Source organism: Pseudomonas inefficax (assembly GCF_900277125.1).
In the GTDB taxonomy this organism is placed as follows: domain Bacteria; phylum Pseudomonadota; class Gammaproteobacteria; order Pseudomonadales; family Pseudomonadaceae; genus Aquipseudomonas; species Aquipseudomonas inefficax.
In genome coordinates this window covers 26,557-43,427 of the sequence record NZ_OPYN01000203.1, presented here as the reverse complement: position 1 = coordinate 43,427, position 16,871 = coordinate 26,557, and the positions used below count along the sequence as shown (strand labels likewise).

At 65.6% G+C, this 16,871-nt stretch carries 15 protein-coding genes; 3 read left to right on the top strand and 12 right to left on the bottom strand.

The window, feature by feature from the left end; translation table 11 throughout:
* Positions 1-6: 6 nt before the first annotated feature.
* The 12 genes from JV551A3_RS24905 to tssA form a co-directional block, all read right to left on the bottom strand.
* On the bottom strand, positions 7-441 hold the full coding sequence (locus JV551A3_RS24905; protein ID WP_133974877.1) for a DcrB-related protein: 435 nt from the start codon (positions 439-441) through the stop codon (positions 7-9).
* Between the two features lie 11 nt (positions 442-452).
* On the bottom strand, positions 453-2,390 hold the full coding sequence (locus JV551A3_RS24900; protein ID WP_133974874.1) for a type VI secretion system Vgr family protein: 1,938 nt from the start codon (positions 2,388-2,390) through the stop codon (positions 453-455).
* Between the two features lie 11 nt (positions 2,391-2,401).
* Positions 2,402-5,077 carry a type VI secretion system ATPase TssH gene (gene tssH, locus JV551A3_RS24895; RefSeq protein WP_133974872.1) on the bottom strand — a complete coding sequence of 892 codons (2,676 nt, stop codon included), beginning with the start codon at positions 5,075-5,077 and terminating at the stop codon, positions 2,402-2,404.
* A complete protein-coding gene (tssG, locus tag JV551A3_RS24890) occupies positions 5,070-6,086 on the bottom strand; it encodes a type VI secretion system baseplate subunit TssG (RefSeq protein WP_112253432.1) in 1,017 nt (338 codons plus the stop codon). Before tssG ends, tssH begins: the two co-directional genes overlap by 8 nt.
* Positions 6,083-7,945 carry a type VI secretion system baseplate subunit TssF gene (gene tssF / locus JV551A3_RS24885; protein WP_112253433.1) on the bottom strand — a complete coding sequence of 621 codons (1,863 nt, stop codon included), beginning with the start codon at positions 7,943-7,945 and terminating at the stop codon, positions 6,083-6,085. Before tssF ends, tssG begins: the two co-directional genes overlap by 4 nt.
* Entirely contained in the window at positions 7,942-8,457 is a 516-nt protein-coding gene (gene tssE, locus JV551A3_RS24880) for a type VI secretion system baseplate subunit TssE (RefSeq protein WP_133979211.1), read from the bottom strand. The genes tssF and tssE overlap by 4 nt, the downstream gene beginning before the upstream one ends.
* Positions 8,451-8,891 (bottom strand): hypothetical protein, encoded by a 441-nt coding sequence (locus JV551A3_RS30850; RefSeq protein WP_177421361.1) that lies wholly within the window; start codon positions 8,889-8,891, stop codon positions 8,451-8,453. The genes tssE and JV551A3_RS30850 overlap by 7 nt, the downstream gene beginning before the upstream one ends.
* A complete protein-coding gene (locus JV551A3_RS24870) occupies positions 8,888-9,328 on the bottom strand; it encodes a type VI secretion system amidase effector protein Tae4 (RefSeq protein ID WP_133974868.1) in 441 nt (146 codons plus the stop codon). Before JV551A3_RS24870 ends, JV551A3_RS30850 begins: the two co-directional genes overlap by 4 nt.
* Positions 9,329-9,397: 69 nt before the next feature.
* On the bottom strand, positions 9,398-9,886 hold the full coding sequence (locus JV551A3_RS24865; protein WP_112253436.1) for an Hcp family type VI secretion system effector: 489 nt from the start codon (positions 9,884-9,886) through the stop codon (positions 9,398-9,400).
* Between the two features lie 185 nt (positions 9,887-10,071).
* The gene (gene tssC, locus JV551A3_RS24860; RefSeq protein ID WP_133974866.1) at positions 10,072-11,568 is read right to left on the bottom strand and encodes a type VI secretion system contractile sheath large subunit; all 1,497 of its coding nucleotides are present in this window, start codon (positions 11,566-11,568) and stop codon (positions 10,072-10,074) included.
* An 11-nt stretch (positions 11,569-11,579) separates the two neighbouring features.
* A complete protein-coding gene (tssB, locus tag JV551A3_RS24855) occupies positions 11,580-12,095 on the bottom strand; it encodes a type VI secretion system contractile sheath small subunit (RefSeq protein WP_025340314.1) in 516 nt (171 codons plus the stop codon).
* A 72-nt stretch (positions 12,096-12,167) separates the two neighbouring features.
* The gene (gene tssA / locus JV551A3_RS24850) at positions 12,168-13,205 is read right to left on the bottom strand and encodes a type VI secretion system protein TssA (RefSeq protein ID WP_133974864.1); all 1,038 of its coding nucleotides are present in this window, start codon (positions 13,203-13,205) and stop codon (positions 12,168-12,170) included.
* A gap of 396 nt (positions 13,206-13,601) precedes the next feature.
* Between tssA and tagH the strand changes: the two genes are divergently transcribed.
* The 3 genes from tagH to tssK are packed head-to-tail and all read left to right on the top strand — an operon-like array spanning position 13,602 to position 16,871.
* The gene (gene tagH / locus JV551A3_RS24845; RefSeq protein ID WP_133979210.1) at positions 13,602-14,984 is read left to right on the top strand and encodes a type VI secretion system-associated FHA domain protein TagH; all 1,383 of its coding nucleotides are present in this window, start codon (positions 13,602-13,604) and stop codon (positions 14,982-14,984) included.
* Between the two features lie 39 nt (positions 14,985-15,023).
* A complete protein-coding gene (gene tssJ / locus JV551A3_RS24840) occupies positions 15,024-15,521 on the top strand; it encodes a type VI secretion system lipoprotein TssJ (protein ID WP_025340311.1) in 498 nt (165 codons plus the stop codon).
* 15 nt (positions 15,522-15,536) lie between these two features.
* Positions 15,537-16,871: a type VI secretion system baseplate subunit TssK gene (tssK, locus tag JV551A3_RS24835; RefSeq protein ID WP_112253441.1), complete on the top strand. Its 1,335-nt coding sequence runs from the start codon at positions 15,537-15,539 to the stop codon at positions 16,869-16,871.

Here is a 16,871-nt window from a genome sequence, read left to right as displayed (position 1 = left end):
GCGCGATCAGCCCAGGTTGTCGAAGTCGAGCGACTGCTTGATGGTTGCCCAGTGCGCCGCTTCGGCCGCGCCCAGCGGGCTGGCCTTGACGTAGCTCAGGGCAAACATCTTGCGCGTGCCCGGCAGCACCAGGGCCAGCTGGTACTGGTAGACCTTTTCCTGGCCCTTGCTGAACTGGCTGCTCAGCTCGATGGCGGCGATCGCCTGCTCGGTGCCTACCTGCACCGCCTGTGCAGGCTGCATGCGCAGGTCTTTTACCTGCTGCTGCAGGCGCTGCAACTGGCCGTCGAAATTGCTCTGCAAGGTCTCGCCTTCGGCCAGCAGGCTGCGGCTGATGATCAGCGAAGTGGCCAGCGCCTCGAAGCGCAGGATGTTGATGCTGCTGTCCTGCACGGCGGCATCGGGCAGGGCCAGGCGGAATTCGTTGACGCGATAACTCATGACAGGTCTCGTTACTGGTCGGAGCCGGAGAAGATCGCCTTCACCGAGTCGTCGATGGTCTTTTTTACACCCTGGTTGTCAGGCGCGGTCTGCGCGCCACTGCCGACGTTCAGGTCGAGGGTGCCGTCGGTGTTGATCTCGCCGTTCTGCTTGGCATGGAAGCTGAACTGCTCGCAGCTGATGTTGATCTGGCCGCTGGCGTTGAGCTCGATGACGCTCTTGCCGCACACCAGGCGCAGGTTTTCACCCACTTCGATCAGGTAGCTGGTGCTGACGCTATCGGTCTTGCTGGCGCCGACCAGCAACATGTCGTCGCGGCGCACGGCGCGGATGCGGTCCTGGCCGATGGTGATGGTTTCCAGCATGCCCACCGTCTGGGTGCGATTGATGCCGACGGCAAGCGTCTCGCTCTGCTCGACCACGGTGTCCATGTTGCGCTCGGCATGCACGTAGATCTGCTCGGCGCCCTTTTTGTCTTCCATGCGGATTTCATTGAAATTGGCCGGGCTGCCGCCTTTGCTCGAGCGGCTTTTCATGCCGCTTTGCGTAGCATTGGCGGGCAAGTCGTAGGGCACGCTCTGTTCGGCGTTGTAGACGCGGCCAGTGATGATGGGCCGGTCGGGGTCGCCTTCGAGGAAGCTGACGATCACCTCCTGGCCGATGCGCGGGATCTGCATCGAGCCCCAGTTCTTGCCGGCCCAGGCCTGGGATACGCGGATCCAGCAGGAGCTGTTCTCGTTGGACTGGTCGTGGCGGTCCCAGTGGAAGTGCACTTTCACCCGGCCATATTGGTCGGTCCAGATCTCCTCGCCGGCGGGGCCGACTACCACGGCGGTCTGCGGGCCCTTGACGATCGGCCGCACAGTGCTGCCCTGCGGGCGGAAGCTCTGCTGTGCGTCGATGCAGCTGAGGTTGCTTTCGAATTGCGCCGCGCCGCTGCCGGTGCCGCTTTCCAGGCGCTCCTGATGCACGTAGTAGCGTGCGCCGACGATCAGGTATTCGCGGTTCTGGTCCTGGCGGGTGAAACCGCTGAGGCTGAACAAGTGACCGCTGCCCAGGCCACGGGCATTACCGCGCAGTTCGACCCGCTCGTGCAGGCTTTGCAGCGATTCCAGGCGCGTACGCGCGTAATGCTCGCCATCCTGGCTTTGCTGGTAGGCGCCGGGGTAGTCGTACAGTGGGTAATCACCGGCCTGATGCGGGCGCGGCATGGCCGAGCGCACGTCGATGCGCGCGCTTGGGCGCTGGAAGTCGTAGTCGTTGAGCTCCAGGGAACCTGGCTGGACTTCCTGGGCCAGGTGCCAGTCGTTGATGTGGTCACGCTCGCGGTGCTGCCCGTCCGGCGGGTAGTAGGGCACGCTTTCGTAGCCCGGCACCTGCGGGTGTGCGCCGTAGGCGTCGGCCAGCACCAGCACGTGGCGCTGTGCTTCATGGCGGAAGAAATAGTAGATGCCTTCCTCTTCCATCAGCCGGCTGACGAAGTCGAAGCTGGTCTCGCGGTACTGCACACAGTATTCGCGTTCGCGGTAGCTGCGGCTCAGGGCATCCTCGAAATCGGAAAAGCCCAGATCGCGAAACACCTGCTTGATGATCTGCGGCGCGCTCAGGTGCTGGAAGATGCGGCAGTCGCTGGTGCGGGTCAGCAGCCACAGCCATGGGCGCAGGGTGACCCGGTAGCTGGCGAACTGGCCCTGGTCCACCGACTGGCTGCAGCGGGCGACGATGCCATGGAAGTAACGTGACGTGCCGAGGCCCTGCTGCACGCTCAGGCTCATCGGCTTGCCCAGCAGGGCGTTGAGGTCGATGGCCGGGTCGTCGCTGGTCAGCTGCAGCTCATAGTCGAACAGGCGGCCGAGCTCGTCGCTGCCGCCCATTTCGGCCAGGATCAGCTTGTCCGGACCCAACGGGCTGTTAATCTGCGCCAGGCGCGTGAACTGCGTGAACAGCATGGTCGGTCCTGTCAGTCGGCTGCGCCGAAGTCATAGTGCAAGTCGTTGTCGCGGCGGCTGATACGCACGCTGGCCAGCGGCTTGCCTTCGAGCATGCGGGTGAGGAACTCGCGGCTCATGTCCGGCAGCAGGCCGTTGGTGAGGATGGCGTCGATCATGCGGCCACCGCTTTCGGTCTCGCTGCAGCGCGAGACGATCAGCTCCACCACCCCTTCGTCGTAGGCGAAGCCGACCTTGTGCGTGCCTTCCACGCGCTTGCGGATGCGCTCCAGTTGCAGGCGGGTGATGGCCTTGAGCATGGCGTCGCTGAGCGGGTAGTAGGGGATGGTCACCAGGCGGCCGAGCAGCGCCGGCGGGAAGATTTCCAGCAGCGGCTGGCGCAGCTGGCTGGCCACCGTGTCCGGGTCGGGCAGGGCCTGCGGGTCGCTGCAGGTGCGCGCGATGAGCTCGGTACCGGCGTTGGTGGTGAGCAGAATCAGCGTGTTGCGGAAGTCGATCTGGCGGCCTTCGCCGTCCTCCATCACGCCCTTGTCGAACACCTGGAAGAAGATTTCGTGCACATCCGGGTGGGCCTTTTCCACCTCGTCCAGCAGCACCACGCTGTACGGCCGGCGGCGCACGGCCTCGGTCAGTACGCCGCCTTCGCCGTAGCCGACGTAGCCAGGCGGGGCGCCCTTGAGGGTCGAGACGGTATGGGCCTCCTGGAACTCGCTCATGTTGATGGTGATCAGGTTCTGTTCACCGCCGTACAGCGCCTCGGCCAGAGCCAGTGCGGTTTCGGTCTTGCCCACGCCAGAGGTGCCGGCGAGCATGAACACGCCAATCGGCTTGTTCGGGTTGTCGAGGCCGGCGCGGGAGGTCTGGATGCGCTTGGCGATCATTTTCAACGCGTGGTCCTGGCCAATGATGCGCTTGGCCAACAGGCTGTCGAGGTTGAGCACGGTCTCGATCTCGTTGCGCGCCATGCGCCCCACCGGGATCCCGGTCCAGTCGGCCACCACCGAGGCGACTGCCTGGTAATCCACGGTCGGCAGGATCAACGGGCTCTCGCCTTGCAGGGCGCTCAGGCGCCGTTGCAGGTCGGCCAGCGTTTCGCGCAGTTCAGGGTTGCCAGGCACCTGCGCGTCCTGGTCGACCACCCCGGCCTGCTCGCGCAGCTGGGCACGGGTGGCCAGCAACTGGTCGACCAGGGCCTTTTCTTCGGCCCAGCGGCTTTCCAGCGTGGCCAGCCGTTGGCGCTCTTCGGCCAGCAGGGTTTCGGCCTGGGCCTGGCGCTGCGCGGTAGGCACGCCGATGGCGGCTTCACGGGCGATGATCGCCTGCTCGACCTCCAGCGCCTCGATACGCCGGCGGCTGTCGTCGACCTCGGCCGGCACCGCGTGCAGGCTGATGGCGACGCGCGCGCAGGCGGTATCGAGCAGGCTCACCGACTTGTCCGGCAGCTGGCGCGCCGGAATGTAGCGGTGCGACAGTTTGACCGCGGCTTCGAGTGCTTCGTCGAGGATCTGCACCTGGTGGTGCTGCTCCATGGTCGATGCCACGCCTCGCATCATCAGCAGCGCCTTGGCTTCGCTCGGCTCGTCCACCTGCACCACCTGGAAGCGGCGGGTCAGCGCGGGGTCCTTCTCGATGTGCTTCTTGTACTCGGCCCAGGTGGTTGCCGCCACCGTGCGCAGGCTGCCACGGGCCAGGGCCGGCTTGAGCAGGTTGGCTGCATCGCCGGTGCCGGCAGCGCCACCGGCACCGACCAGGGTGTGCGCTTCATCGATGAACAGAATGATCGGCTTGGGCGAGGCCTGCACATCCTCGATCACCTGGCGCAGGCGCTGTTCGAACTCGCCTTTCATGCTGGCGCCGGCCTGCAGCAGGCCGACGTCCAGGCTGCGCAGTTCGACGTCCTTGAGCGCCGGCGGCACGTCGCCGGCGACGATGCGCAAGGCGAAGCCTTCGACCACGGCGGTTTTGCCGACACCGGCCTCACCGGTAAGGATCGGGTTGTTCTGCCGGCGGCGCATGAGGATGTCGACCAGCTGGCGGATCTCTTCGTCACGGCCGACGATAGGGTCGAGCTTGCCGTTGCGGGCCTGTTCGGTCAGGTCGACGGTAAAGCGCTTGAGCGCCTCCTGCTTGCCCATCGCCGCGGGCGCCACGGCTCCGCTGGCTTCGCCAGGCTGCGCAGCACTGAAACCGTCGGTGGCGCCCAGGTGGTTCTCCGGCGAGTCGCCCACGAATTCGCTGAAGCGTTCGCTCAACGCCTCGACCTTCAGCTTGGCGAACTCGCTCGACAGCCCCAGCAAGGCATGGCGCAGGCTCGGGGTCTTGAGAATGCCAACCAGCAGGTAACCGGTGCGCACCTGGCTTTCGCCGAACATCAGGCTGCCGTAAACCCAGCCGCGTTCGACGGCTTCTTCCACCTGCGAGGACAGGTCGGTGATCGACGTCGAACCGCGCGGCAGCCGGTCCAGCGCATCGGTCAGGTCGCGGGCCAGGCGCGCCGGCTCGATATCGCACTGGCGCACGATACGGTGCAAGTCGCTGTCCTGCAGTTGCAGTAACTGGTGCAGCCAGTGCACCAGTTCGACATAGGGGTTGCCCCGCAGCTTGCAGAACACCGTTGCGGCCTCGATGGCCTTGTAGGCGATGCTGTTGAGTTTGCCGAACAGCGCGGCGCGGCTGATTTCACCCATGGTCCTGGTTCCTTGTATGGTGGGCGGCGGCCGGCTGGTCGGCGTAGTACCGGGCCAGCTTCAGGTCGCGTGCATCGTGCGGAGGGCGGCCGAGCCAGGTATCGAAACCGAGGCGCTGGCCGGCATTGAGTTGCAAGGCAGGCACCTGGTCCTGCGCGAGAATCAGGTTAAGGTCCCAGTCCAGTTCCTGGCCCAGGTATTCGGCGACCCATGCCGCCAGTTCGACGAAGGCCTGTCCGCCGGGCAGCAGGGCGTGGTACTGGTCGAGGCTGAGCGGGCCGAGGCACAGCCGGAACTTGTGCTGGCGGTCCCAGACGTAGCGGCCCAGGCACAGGTCCACGCCCAGGCGGTTGGCGCGCACGCCGAGCTGGCTGCGTTCGGGCAGTTCAAGCCATTGGCCGACGTATTCTTCCAGCGCCACAGGTACGCCGAAATACCCGCTGAGGATGCTGCACAGGCCGTCCGGGTAACGGGTTTGCGCGCTCAGGTGGCCGGACCAGTGCAGTTTGGCAGTGTCTGCCAACGCGCCCTGGCCTTGCAGTTCTGGTTGGCCACGGCCACTGAGCGCCGCCAGGCGCGCGGCCCAGTAGTCATCACCCGGGCGATCGTGGCTGACGGTCGGTCGGGCTTCGGCCCAGGCACGGTAGAACAGGCTCAGCAGGCGGTGGTGGAAGACGTCGAGGAAGGCCTTGCTGGTCGAATCGGCATGGTTGCGCTGGCGCTCGCGCATGTATTCGGTCAGGTGCAGTGGCAACGGCCCGTTGGGGCCACCGAGGCCGAAGAAGAACTGCTCCAGGCGCGCCGGCTGGTTGCCGTCGGCGCTGACCGAGGCCAGGGTCGCCGGGGCGAAACCGCAGTCCAGGCGCTGGCCCAGGCGCACTGGCTCGTCGGCCAGGCGCAGGGAATGGCCGAAGCGTGGCAGCTCGGGGTATTGCGCCTCGAGGCGGCGCAGCGCCTGGAAGAAGTCGTACGCCCAAGGCTCGTCCTGCATGGCCTGCAAGGTGTTCATAAGGTCGGCCTGCGCCCCGGTTTGGCCGCCCAGCGCATGATCTCGCCGCGTTCGCTGGTGCGCAGTACCGTTTCGGTGAAGCTGTTGATCGACACGTAGCGGGTCAGGAAGCGCTCGAACACCGCGCCGAGCAGGAACACGCCGGTCCCGCGGAAGGCGTTTTCGTCGAAGGTCAGGGTGATCTCCAGGCCACGCCCGAAAACGATCGGCCCCGGCATCGGCAGGCGTCGGGTGCAGGGCTTGCTGCTGACGTCGCGCAGGCCGTCGATCTGCAGGTTCAAGGCGCTGTCCTGCGGGTCGCCATACAGGCGCAGCAATTCGCGCAGGGCGGCGGCGCCCTGGCCATGCTCGGCCAGCGACAGGTAGTTCAGCGACAGCTGGCTGATCAGGCGCCAGGCGCGGTTGTCATGGGCATGGCTGGCCTTGGGCCGGCTCGGGCCGGCCAGGCATCGCACGCCGGCGACCGGCGCGCTGTCGGCCAGGCTGAAGTCGCTGCGCCCGTCGCCAACACTCATGAACAATGGCAGGTCGCGGTTGCTGCACAGGGCGCTGATACCCAGCTGGCGCAAGTCGTGGCGGTAGGGCGCCTGCTGGCCATCGACCAGGCTGATGAACGTTTCGCTGCCCATGTAGCTGGAGCGGGTGCCATTGCGTCGCTGGTCGCTGGACAACACCCGCGGCTCGCGGCGCACGATGTAGTAGGCCTGGTCGCGGCCGTAGCGCGACGGGTCGCGCACCGCGTAGAACGGCAGGAATTCCTGATCCGGGCCGGTGCCGTGGCCGGTGACCCGCTGCAGGGAATGGATCTCGAAATCGGTGGGCCGGGTGCGGTCGGCGATCACGTGGTGTTCATGCACCCGATCGGAAAGGTGCAGGCGGTCGACACGGCGCGGGAACAGGTTGATCGCCGGGGTGCAGAACGGCACGAACTGGCCCGCGCCGACGCTGCCCTCCAGGCTCTGGTCGAAGCGCTCGAACAATACCAGCACTTCCAGCGTCTGGCCGGTGCAGCGCTGTACGGCCGGCTCCAGCCCGGCAAAATCGACGAACAGGAAGCGCTGCGGCAGGGCGAAGTACTCCTGCAGCAGGCGGTAGCCCTGGAAGGCCTGGGGCACCACCGGCAACGCCGCTTCGCGGTCATCGAAGCCACACGGGCGCAGGGCCTGTTCGACCGGAATACGTTCCACCCAGTCGGCGCCGGGTTGGCGCACGAACACCGCACAGGCGCTGCCCAGCAGTTGCTCGTAGAGGCGGAACGGGGTTTCGTCGGCGCCGTTGAGGTACAGCGGCAGATGGCTGAGCGGCAAGCTGGCGAATGGCACCTCAGCGCCACTGCGCAGGGTCAGGCGCAGGCCGGCGCGGGCCTGCGGCACGCTGCTGGCCAGGCGCCCGAGCACCGCGCCGGGGTTGCCGAAGTACTCGGCGCGGGCTACCTGCAAGGGCCAGAGGGTGACGTCCTGGGTGCTGCGGAACTCGCACGGGGTCTGCGAGTTGCGCCCCAGGTTGGCGCGCAGCACGCTGTCACGCGGCAGGCGGAAACCGGCGGCCAGGGACCCCTCGTCGGGGTCGGTCTGCAGTTGCACCACGGTCATCGACGGGGTCGGCGCCAGGTAGTGCGGGTAGGCGATCTCCAGCAGGTTGTGGGTGAAGGTCGGGTACTCGGCGTCCAGCTTGAGCTGCACCCGTGCGGTGAGGTAGGCGAAGCCTTCGAGCAGGCGCTCGACATAGGGGTCGGCACACTCGACCCCGGACAGCGTCAGGCGCCCGGCGATTTTCGGGTATTCCCGGGCGAACTCCGCCGCACTCTCGCGGATGTGCTGCAGCTCCTGGTTGTACAGCTCGAGCAGGCGCGGGTTCATGCACGCCTCCGGCGTTCGGCAGGGGCCACGCGCACATGGCCGGATTCAAGGTCCACCTCGGTCTGCAGCAGCAACGGCAAGGCCGCCGGCTGGGCCCACAGGTCGCCTTCGATTTCGAAACTCAGGGCGTTGGCATTCATCTCGCCGGGTGCGGCCTGGGCACGCACCTTGAGGGTATGAGCGAGGATGCGTGGCTCATAGGTGGTGATGGCCTGGTGGATGATGCGCTCCAGGGCGGCCAGGTCGATGTTCGAGGCGCTGTTGCCGGCCAGGGCCGGCAGGCCGTAGTTGATCACCGAAGCCCCGGCCTGGGTGCCCAAGGTAGTGGCGCTGTCGAGCAGCGAAGTGGTATTGAGCAGCCAGGCGAGGTCGCGCAGTACCGAGACCTTGAGCTGGTGCAGGCTGAGCACGCGCTTGTCGGGGGCTTCCTGCGGGTTGCCCGGGTCGTCGTCGGTCAGGCGGTCCAGCAGCGAGGGCTGCAGGCGGTCGCGGGCGGCGATTTCGGCTACCACTCGAACAACCCCACGAAGTTCTTCTGGTCTACAGGGCCGTTCCAGCAGCTGGCGCCACGCGCCAGGATGGAGGGCTCCAGGTGCTCGCCCAGCTGGCGAACAGCCTGGTACTGGCTGTCGCAACGGCCGGGCTGTGACGGGTCTGGCTGCACATGGCTGACAATAATGATCTGCGCGCCATTGAACTGCTCCACGCGAGGCTTGCCGCCATCTCGCTCCGGGCTGAGCTGGCAGGGCCAGGGCATGTCCAGCTGTAGCAGCGAGGCATCGGCCTTGCGCAGCGCGCAGCGGCCTTCGTGGTTCACCAGCGCAAGCGTTTTCCCGGCAAGGGTAACCTCAGGCGCCGCGCTCGACGAGGGAGCGGGGGGCTGGGCACATGCATTCAGGGCGAACGCGACCAGCAGGGCCGGGATGGCTTTGGGTGCAGGTTTCATTTCAGCTCCCAGAACCAGACGGCCTTGGAACGATGGGCCTGGTCGGCGAAATAGCCCGTGACCCGGCCTCTGTCCCACAGGTCGATGTGGTCGCCGGTACGGTCGTCGAACGCCTGCCCGGCACGGGCGAAGCAGTCCTTGAAGAAAATGATGCCGCGCTTCTGGCCGAGCTTGAGGCGGTCGCCTGCACTGCCGCTCAGTTGCAGCGGGGCGCCGAGATGGTGCTTCCACAGCCAGTTGGCCAGCGACTCGGCACCCCGGGCATGGCCATGGGCACAACGTGGGTCGCTGTAGGTACCGGCGTTCACCTTGATGGTGTGCTCGCCGTTGAGCGCGATACTCATGCGAATGGCGCACTGGTTGTCCCAGCCGCCGTCGCAAGGCGAGGAGTCGGTCGGGTAGGCATTCCAGAGGTTGATGAAAGAAGGCTTGGCCATTGGGGTTCACCGTGAGCGGGTGAGGTGGGGAAGGCGCCCGCGCCAGCCAGGCGGCGCGGGCGCGGTCGGTCAGATCTTGACGTTGGAGCGGATGTTCCAGCCGTACTTGATCGGGCCGCCTTCCTTGGTGCCGTCGGCTTTCTGCGGCTGATAGTCGACGGTGACCTTGGCGAAGTTCAGGGTCACGTGCTCGGTCAGGCGGTCGTCGCTGCCCGAGCCACCGGTGCTCAGCGAGCTGATGATGACTTCTTCAAGGTTGATGATCAGGTACTCGACCTGGCTCTCGCCACCGGCCTTGCGCACGGTCAGCTTGACCTTGTCGATGTGCTTGCCGCTGGAGCAGTGGGCCATCAGGTTGGGGCTGGACTTGTCGATGTACTTGGTGATCGACAGGTCCTGGATGTTGACCTTGCCCGAGCCGCCGCCGCTGCCCATGTGCATGTTGCCGGACTGGGACATGCCCCAGCTCCAGTTGAGCACGTCGATTTCGTCCTTGTGGCCCTTGTCGTGGGACTCGCCCTTGATGTCGCCGATCTTGATGAAAATATCTACAGCCATGATGTCCTCGGTATTACGCGTCAGGTTGGCGGTTTGGTGCAGTTGGGGCTGCTGCGCAGCCCTTTCGCGACGCAAGGCCGCTCCTACAGAAGCTGCGTCGGTCTCTCACTCAACACACGACGTCGGCCCTCTGTGTAGGAGCGGCCTTGCGTCGCGAAAGGGCCGCGAAGCGGCCCCGAAGTCTGTCAGGCCCCTTTGGCCGAAGGCAGCTTCGATACCAGGCGCAGCGACACGGTCAGCCCTTCGAGCTGATAGTGCGGGCGCAGGTAGAAGCGCGAGTTGTAGTAACCCGGGTTACCTTCGACGTCCTCGACCACAACCTCGGCCGCTGCCAGCGGGTGCTGCGCCTTGGTGGTCTCGGTGGAGTGCGCCGGGTCGCCGTCGACGTAGTTGAGGATCCAGTCCTGCAACCAGCGCTGCATCTCGTCCTTCTCCTTGAACGAGCCGATCTTGTCGCGAACGATGCACTTGAGGTAGTGAGCGAAGCGGCAGGTAGCGAACAGGTACGGCAGGCGCGCAGCCAGGTTGGCGTTGGCGGTGGCGTCCGGGTCGTCGTATTCGGCCGGCTTCTGCAGCGACTGGGCACCGATGAAGGCAGCGAAGTCGGTGTTCTTCTTGTGCAGCAGCGGCATGAAACCGTTCTTGGCCAGCTCCGCTTCGCGGCGGTCGGAAATGGCGATTTCGGTCGGGCACTTCATGTCCACGCCACCGTCGTCGGTGGGGAAGGTGTGCGCCGGCAGGCCCTGCACTTCGCCACCCGACTCCACGCCACGAATGCGCGAGCACCAGCCGTAGTACTTGAACGAGCGGTTGATGTTCACGGCCATGGCATAGGCGGCATTGGCCCAGGTGTACTTGCTGCTGTCGGCGCCGTCGGTGTCTTCTTCAAAGGCAAACGCCTCGACCGGGTCGGTCTTGGCGCCATAAGGCAGGCGCGCCAGGAAGCGCGGCATGGTCAGGCCGATGTAGCGCGAGTCTTCGGACTCACGCAGCGAGCGCCAGCCGGCATATTCCGGTGTGGTGAAGATCTTGGTCAGGTCGCGCGGGTTGCTCAGTTCCTGCCAGGAGCCCATGCCCATAACAGTCGGCGAGGCGGCGGCAATGAACGGCGCGTGCATCGAGGCGCAGATCTTCGACATCTCGCCCAGCAGCTCGACGTCGGGCGGCGACTGGTCGAAGTAGTAGTCGCCAACCAGGCAGCCATAGGGTTCGCCGCCGAACTGGCCGTATTCTTCCTCGTACAGCTTCTTGAACACCGGGCTCTGGTCCCAGGCGGTGCCCTTGAATTTCTTCAGGGTCTTGTGCAGCTCGGTCTTCGAGACGTTGAGCACGCGAATCTTCAGCTGCTCGTCGCTCTCGGTGTTGTTCACCAGGTAGTGCAGGCCACGCCAGGCGCTTTCCAGCTGCTGGAAGTCGTCGTGGTGGATGATCTGGTTGACCTGCGCGGTCAGCTTGGCGTCGATGGCGGCAATGATCTGCTCGATCGAGCCGATGGCATCGTCGGATACCAGGCTGGTCTGCGCCAGGGCCTGCTCGGCCAAGGTACGCACGGCGCTTTCAACCGCTTCCTTGGCACGTTCGGTCTTGGGCTTGAATTCCTGCAGCAGCAGGTTGGCGAACTCGCTCGGGTCCTGGGTGGCAGCTGCCGGCTGGCCCTGGGCGTCGCGCAATGGATCGTTCATGAGCTGTCTCCTCAGGCCTTGGGCTCGTTGTCGACGGGTTTCGGTGCGCTGGCCAGGGCCTGCAGCAGGGCCGGGTCCTTGATGGCCTTGAGGATGATGTCCTCGGCACCGGTCTTGCCGTCCATGTAAGTCAGCAGGTTGGCCAATTGGGTGCGGGCCTCGAGCAACTGGTTGAGGGCATCGACCTTGCGTGCCACGGCGGCCGGGCTGAAGTCGTCCATGCTCTCGAAGGTGATGTCCAGGCTCAGGTTGCCTTCGCCGGTCAGTTCGTTGGGCACGTTGAAGGCCACGCGTGGCTTCATCGCCTTCAGGCGCGAGTCGAAGTTGTCGACGTCGATTTCCAGGAACTTGCGCTCGGCCACCGCTGGCAGCGGCTCGGCCGGCTTGCCGGCAAGGTCCGACAGCACGCCCATGACGAACGGCAACTGGACTTTCTTCTCGGCGCCGTAGAGCTCGACGTCATATTCGATCTGCACCCGCGGCGCACGGTTGCGCGCGATGAATTTCTGGGAGCTGTCTTTCGCCACGTTGTTCCTCCTGGTCGCCGGTGCGGCGGGGCTGTTTGTTGCGGGCGTCGGTGTTGATGCGGGCCGAGGACGTCAGTTGTCCTCGGGGCCGCGCAGGTTCTCGAATTGCGACCAGCCATCGGGGATCAGGTCGCGCACAATGGTTGCGAAATCGGCATTGACCAGCTTCTTCGCCCGGTGCAGCAGTACCGGCAGCGGGCTGGATGGTTCGTGGCGGGCGTAGTACTGCAACAGGCGGTCGAGGCTCAGCTGCACATCTTCGCGGCTGTTGACTTCGCCGGGGCGGGCAGCCGGCCGTGTGTCGGGTGCAGCACCGGCGATCGTCAGCCGGTCGTCATGGCTTTCGGCAGCCGGCGCGTTACCGGCTTCCGGGGCTGGGCCCACCCCGTCGGGGCAGTAGTCGGCCAGTACCTGCTGCACCTGGCGCAGCGGCTGGCGCAAGGCTGACAAATCGATACCACTGGCCGATCCGACCTGGTCGTTTACCCGGTTCTCGATGGCGTCCACGGCCTCGCGGGCCAGCCGCAACGCCTCTTGGCATTGCAGCAACTGGTCGGCGTCGGCGTCACGCAGGGCGGCGGCCAGTTCCTCGGCGCTGAGCTGTTCGCTGGCGAAATGCTGCACGCCGGCGGCGTGCAGCGCCGCGCGCAGGGTGACCGGGCCAAAGGCACGTGAGCGCACCAGCACGGCGTCACGCAGCAGCGCGATGTTGGTGTCGCAGGTCAGGCCGGCCAGGGCGTTGACCCGTACCGTTGGGTCGTTGTCGTCGGCGGCGTCCAGTTGTGGGTGCAGGTGCAGCCAATACTCGCCAAGCAGGTCGCGGATCAGCTCCAGGCTGGCGGCAAGCCCTGGCAGGCCGTGCAGGGCCAGGTTGGCCTGAAGCAGGAAATGGGTGATGCGCAGGTCCTTGCTGCGTTGCAGCAAGGTCGTGCTTGCCTGCTCGATATCGCGCCACTGCGGTGGTTCGGCAGGCTGCACAGCGTCGCCCATGACGCGCTCGGGGCGGCCCTGGGCGTCACGTTCCAGTTGCAGAAACTCGGCGTCATATTCGAGGTCATCGCCGCAGGGGAAGTCAGCGGAAACAGCGGCGAGCAACGGCGATGCGTTCACCAGAATTCGATCTCCATATCGGCCCTTGGTGAGGGCGTGTTGTGTGTGCGTAGTTGCAAGTGTGAACTGGCGCACAAACTTTCCAAAGAGTGCCGAGGTGATATCATGGTGATATTATTTTGGCACTTCGAAGTTGCGCATTTATGGTTTATTTATTCGCGAGTGTCAAGGTAAGCTACGCGCCCCCGAGTGCCACCTGTGAATTCGTTGGCAGTTACCAGGCACCGCTCGTCCGGTTCTACTCGGTTAGCCTCGGCGTTGGCTTTGAATAGCCTCGGTATGTTCGGTTTTTTGTGCAAGGCCCCGTAAATCAAGGGGTTCAGCCATTTTTGAGTGGCTGCGAAAAAATAACTCAAATGGATGGATCGACGTTTTAAATGGATGCATGGAGGCGTGATGGCACTTTGCCTAACTATCACTAGTTACCACAAGATTACTCCCGGCCAATGCCCGGAGATGCGGTTGGAAACCGGTGCCATCACGCTTGGCCGCGCGGCGGACAATGATTGGGTACTACCTGATCCCGAGCGGTTGGTATCGGCCAGGCATTGTGTGATCCAGTTCAAGGATGGACGATATTATTTGACCGATGACAGTACGAACGGTGTGGAATTAGTTCGCGCCGGTATTCGCTTGCGTCGCGGTAACAGTGAGCAGTTGCTGGATGGCGAAGTTATCCGCATTGGGGAATACGAGATACAGGCGCGCATCGACGCGAACCTGCCCGGCGCCCTGGATGGCGAACCCCAGGCGCACAGTTTCGAGGCGCTGATGGCCAACCAGGTGGCGACCCCAGCCGCCCCAGCCCCGGCGATTTCCGGTGCGCCGGCTGCGTTCCTGCAAGGTGCGTCGAACCACGACACGCTGCCTGACCTGTTCGACTTCCTCGGCCCCTCGAGCGTGCCGCCGGTCAGCCAGCCCGACCATGTGCCGGCTCAGCAGCACGACTTCCGCCCGCCAACCCCGCTGGTGGCGCCTGCCCCAGCCGTCGAACCGGCTGCACCGGGGATGATCCCGGAAGACTGGAACCTTTTCGGCTCGGCGCCGGCATCGGTACATACCCCGACGCCGACCCCGACCCCGACCCCGACAGCGCCCCCTGCGCCAGCCGTTCCGGCAGTATCCGCACAGCCGGCGGCGAGTGCACCGGTCGCAGCACCGGCCGCTGCGCCTGCGCCGGCTGCAAGCAGCGACGCATTGCTGCAGGCGTTCCTGCGCGGCGCCGGTATCGAGCACCTGCGCATCGATGCCGCCGACGCCGCCGCGCAGATGGAGGCCATCGGCCATAGCTACCGTCTGATGGTAGAGGGCCTGATCGATGTGTTGCGTGCACGCAGCAGCCTGAAGGGCGAGTTCCGCATGCAGCAGACCACCATTGCCCCGGTGCAGAACAACCCGCTGAAGTTCGCCCCCAATGCCGACGAGGCGTTGCTGCTGTTGCTGCGCCACGGCAACCAGGCGTTCATGGCGCCGGACCAGGCCGTGCGCGAAAGTTTCGATGATTTACGCGCTCACCAGTTGGCGGTGATGGCGGGTGTGCAGGCCGCAATCAAGCACTTGCTCGCGTGTTTCCAGCCGGCGCGCCTGGAGCAGCGCCTGGCACCTGCGGCCGGGCTGGCCAAGTTGTTCGGTGGTTCGCGCCAGGCCCACTGCTGGCAACAGTTCACCGAGCTTTACGGGCAGATCTCCCGTGAGGCCGAAGACGATTTCCAGGAACTGTTCGGCCGCGAATTCAGCCGCGCCTACGAGGCCCACAGCAGCCGTTTGCAACGTAGCTGAGCGCCCCCAGGAAGACCACGGTACGTCAAGAGGACAAGGATGAAAGCAATACGACTGGTCGCAGCCCTGAGCCTGGTGCTGCTGGCTGCCTGCAGCAAGGACACGCCGGTTGCCCCCGCTGCCGACAGTGCCCCGGACAGCGCAGCCGTGACCCTGTATTTCAGTGCTGCCGAGGGGCTGAACCCCGGCCCTGGCGGCACGCCTGCGCCGGTACGCGTGCGCCTGTACGAGTTGAAGAACAGCGCGGCTTTCGCCCGCGCCGACTACTTCGCCCTGGCCGAGCGCGCCCAGGCCACCCTCGGCGCCGACCTGATCGACCAGGACGAAGTGCTGCTGCAGCCCGGCGGGCAATTGCGCCTGGAACGCCCGCTCGATCCTGCCACTCGCCACATCGGCCTGGTGGTCGGTTACCGCGAAATCGACCAGGCCCAGTGGCGCAGCGTGCTGCCGGTGCCGCCGCGGGACTACCAGATCAGCCTCGATGTGCGTGCCGTGCGCAGCGCCGTGGCCACCCCACAACCTGAACCTGCCCGCTAGGCAATCGGAGTCCCCATGTCCTGGAACAATCGCGTGGTGTGGTCGGAAGGCATGTTCATCACGACCCAGCATTTCCAACAGCATGATCGCTACCTCGAACACTTGGTCGATGCCCGCAGCCGCCCGCTTGGCGTGGCCGCTTGGGGGTTCTCCGAGCTGCTGCTCGACCAGGGCCTGCTGGCCCAGGGCAAGGTGGCGATCCTCAGCGCCCGCGGCCTGCTGCCCGACGGCACGCCGTTCGACATCCCCCGTGACGACCTGCCGCCTGCGCCGCTGGAAGTGCCCGACGATCTGCGCGATGGCGTTATCCACCTGGGGCTGCCACTCAAGCGGGCGGGGGCTCGCGACACCGTCGACGAGGGCGAAGCCGTCGCTGGCGCCCGTTACATCAGCCGAGTCAGCGAAGTGCGTGACGACAACGCGCCGTTCGAAAACCGTGCCCCGCTGGCCCTTGGCAGTCGCGCCCTGCGCCTGCTGCGCAGCGAGGATGGCCTGAGCGACTACGCCGCCCTTGGCATGCTGCGCATCCGCGAAAAGCGCGCCGATCGCGCGCTGGTAGTGGATGACAGCTACATCCCGCCGGTACTCGATGTGGCAGCCAGCCAACAACTGTCTGGCTTCTGCGGCGAGTTGCTGGGCCTGCTGCACCAGCGTGGCGAAGCGCTGGCAGGCAGGGTGGTCGCCTCGGCCAATGGCGGGGCGTCGGAGATTGCCGACTTCATGCTGCTGCAACTGGTCAACCGCGCCCAGCCGCTGGTCGAACACCTCAACCAGCTGAGCCCGCTGCACCCCGAGCGACTGTACAGCGAGCTGGTGGCCCTGGCTGGCGAGTTCGCCACCTTTACCCGCGATGGCCGCCGCCCGCACAGCTTCCCGGTCTATCAGCACGACGACCTGGCGGCGACCTTCGCCCCCGTGATGGCAGCCTTGCGCGAGGCCTTGTCGACGTTGATCGACAGCAAGGCGGTGGCCATTCCCATCGTCGAAAAGGCCTACGGCATCCACGTTGGCATGCTTGCCGACCGCAGCCTGCTCGACAGCGCCAGTTTCGTCCTGGTGGTGCGTGCCGACGTGCCCAGCGAGACCCTGCGTAGCCGCTTTGGTCAGCAGAGCAAGATCGGCTCGGTGGAACACATCCGCGATCTGGTCAACCTGCAGCTGCCGGGCATCGGCCTGCTGCCGTTGCCGGTGGCGCCCCGGCAGATCCCGTTCCATGCCGGCGCCACCTATTTCGAACTCGACCGGGGCAGCGAGCACTGGAAGCAGTTGCAACACTCCGGTGGCTTTGCCTTCTACGTCGCCGGCGAGTTCCCCGGCCTGAGCCTGGCCTTCTGGGCCATTCGAGGATAA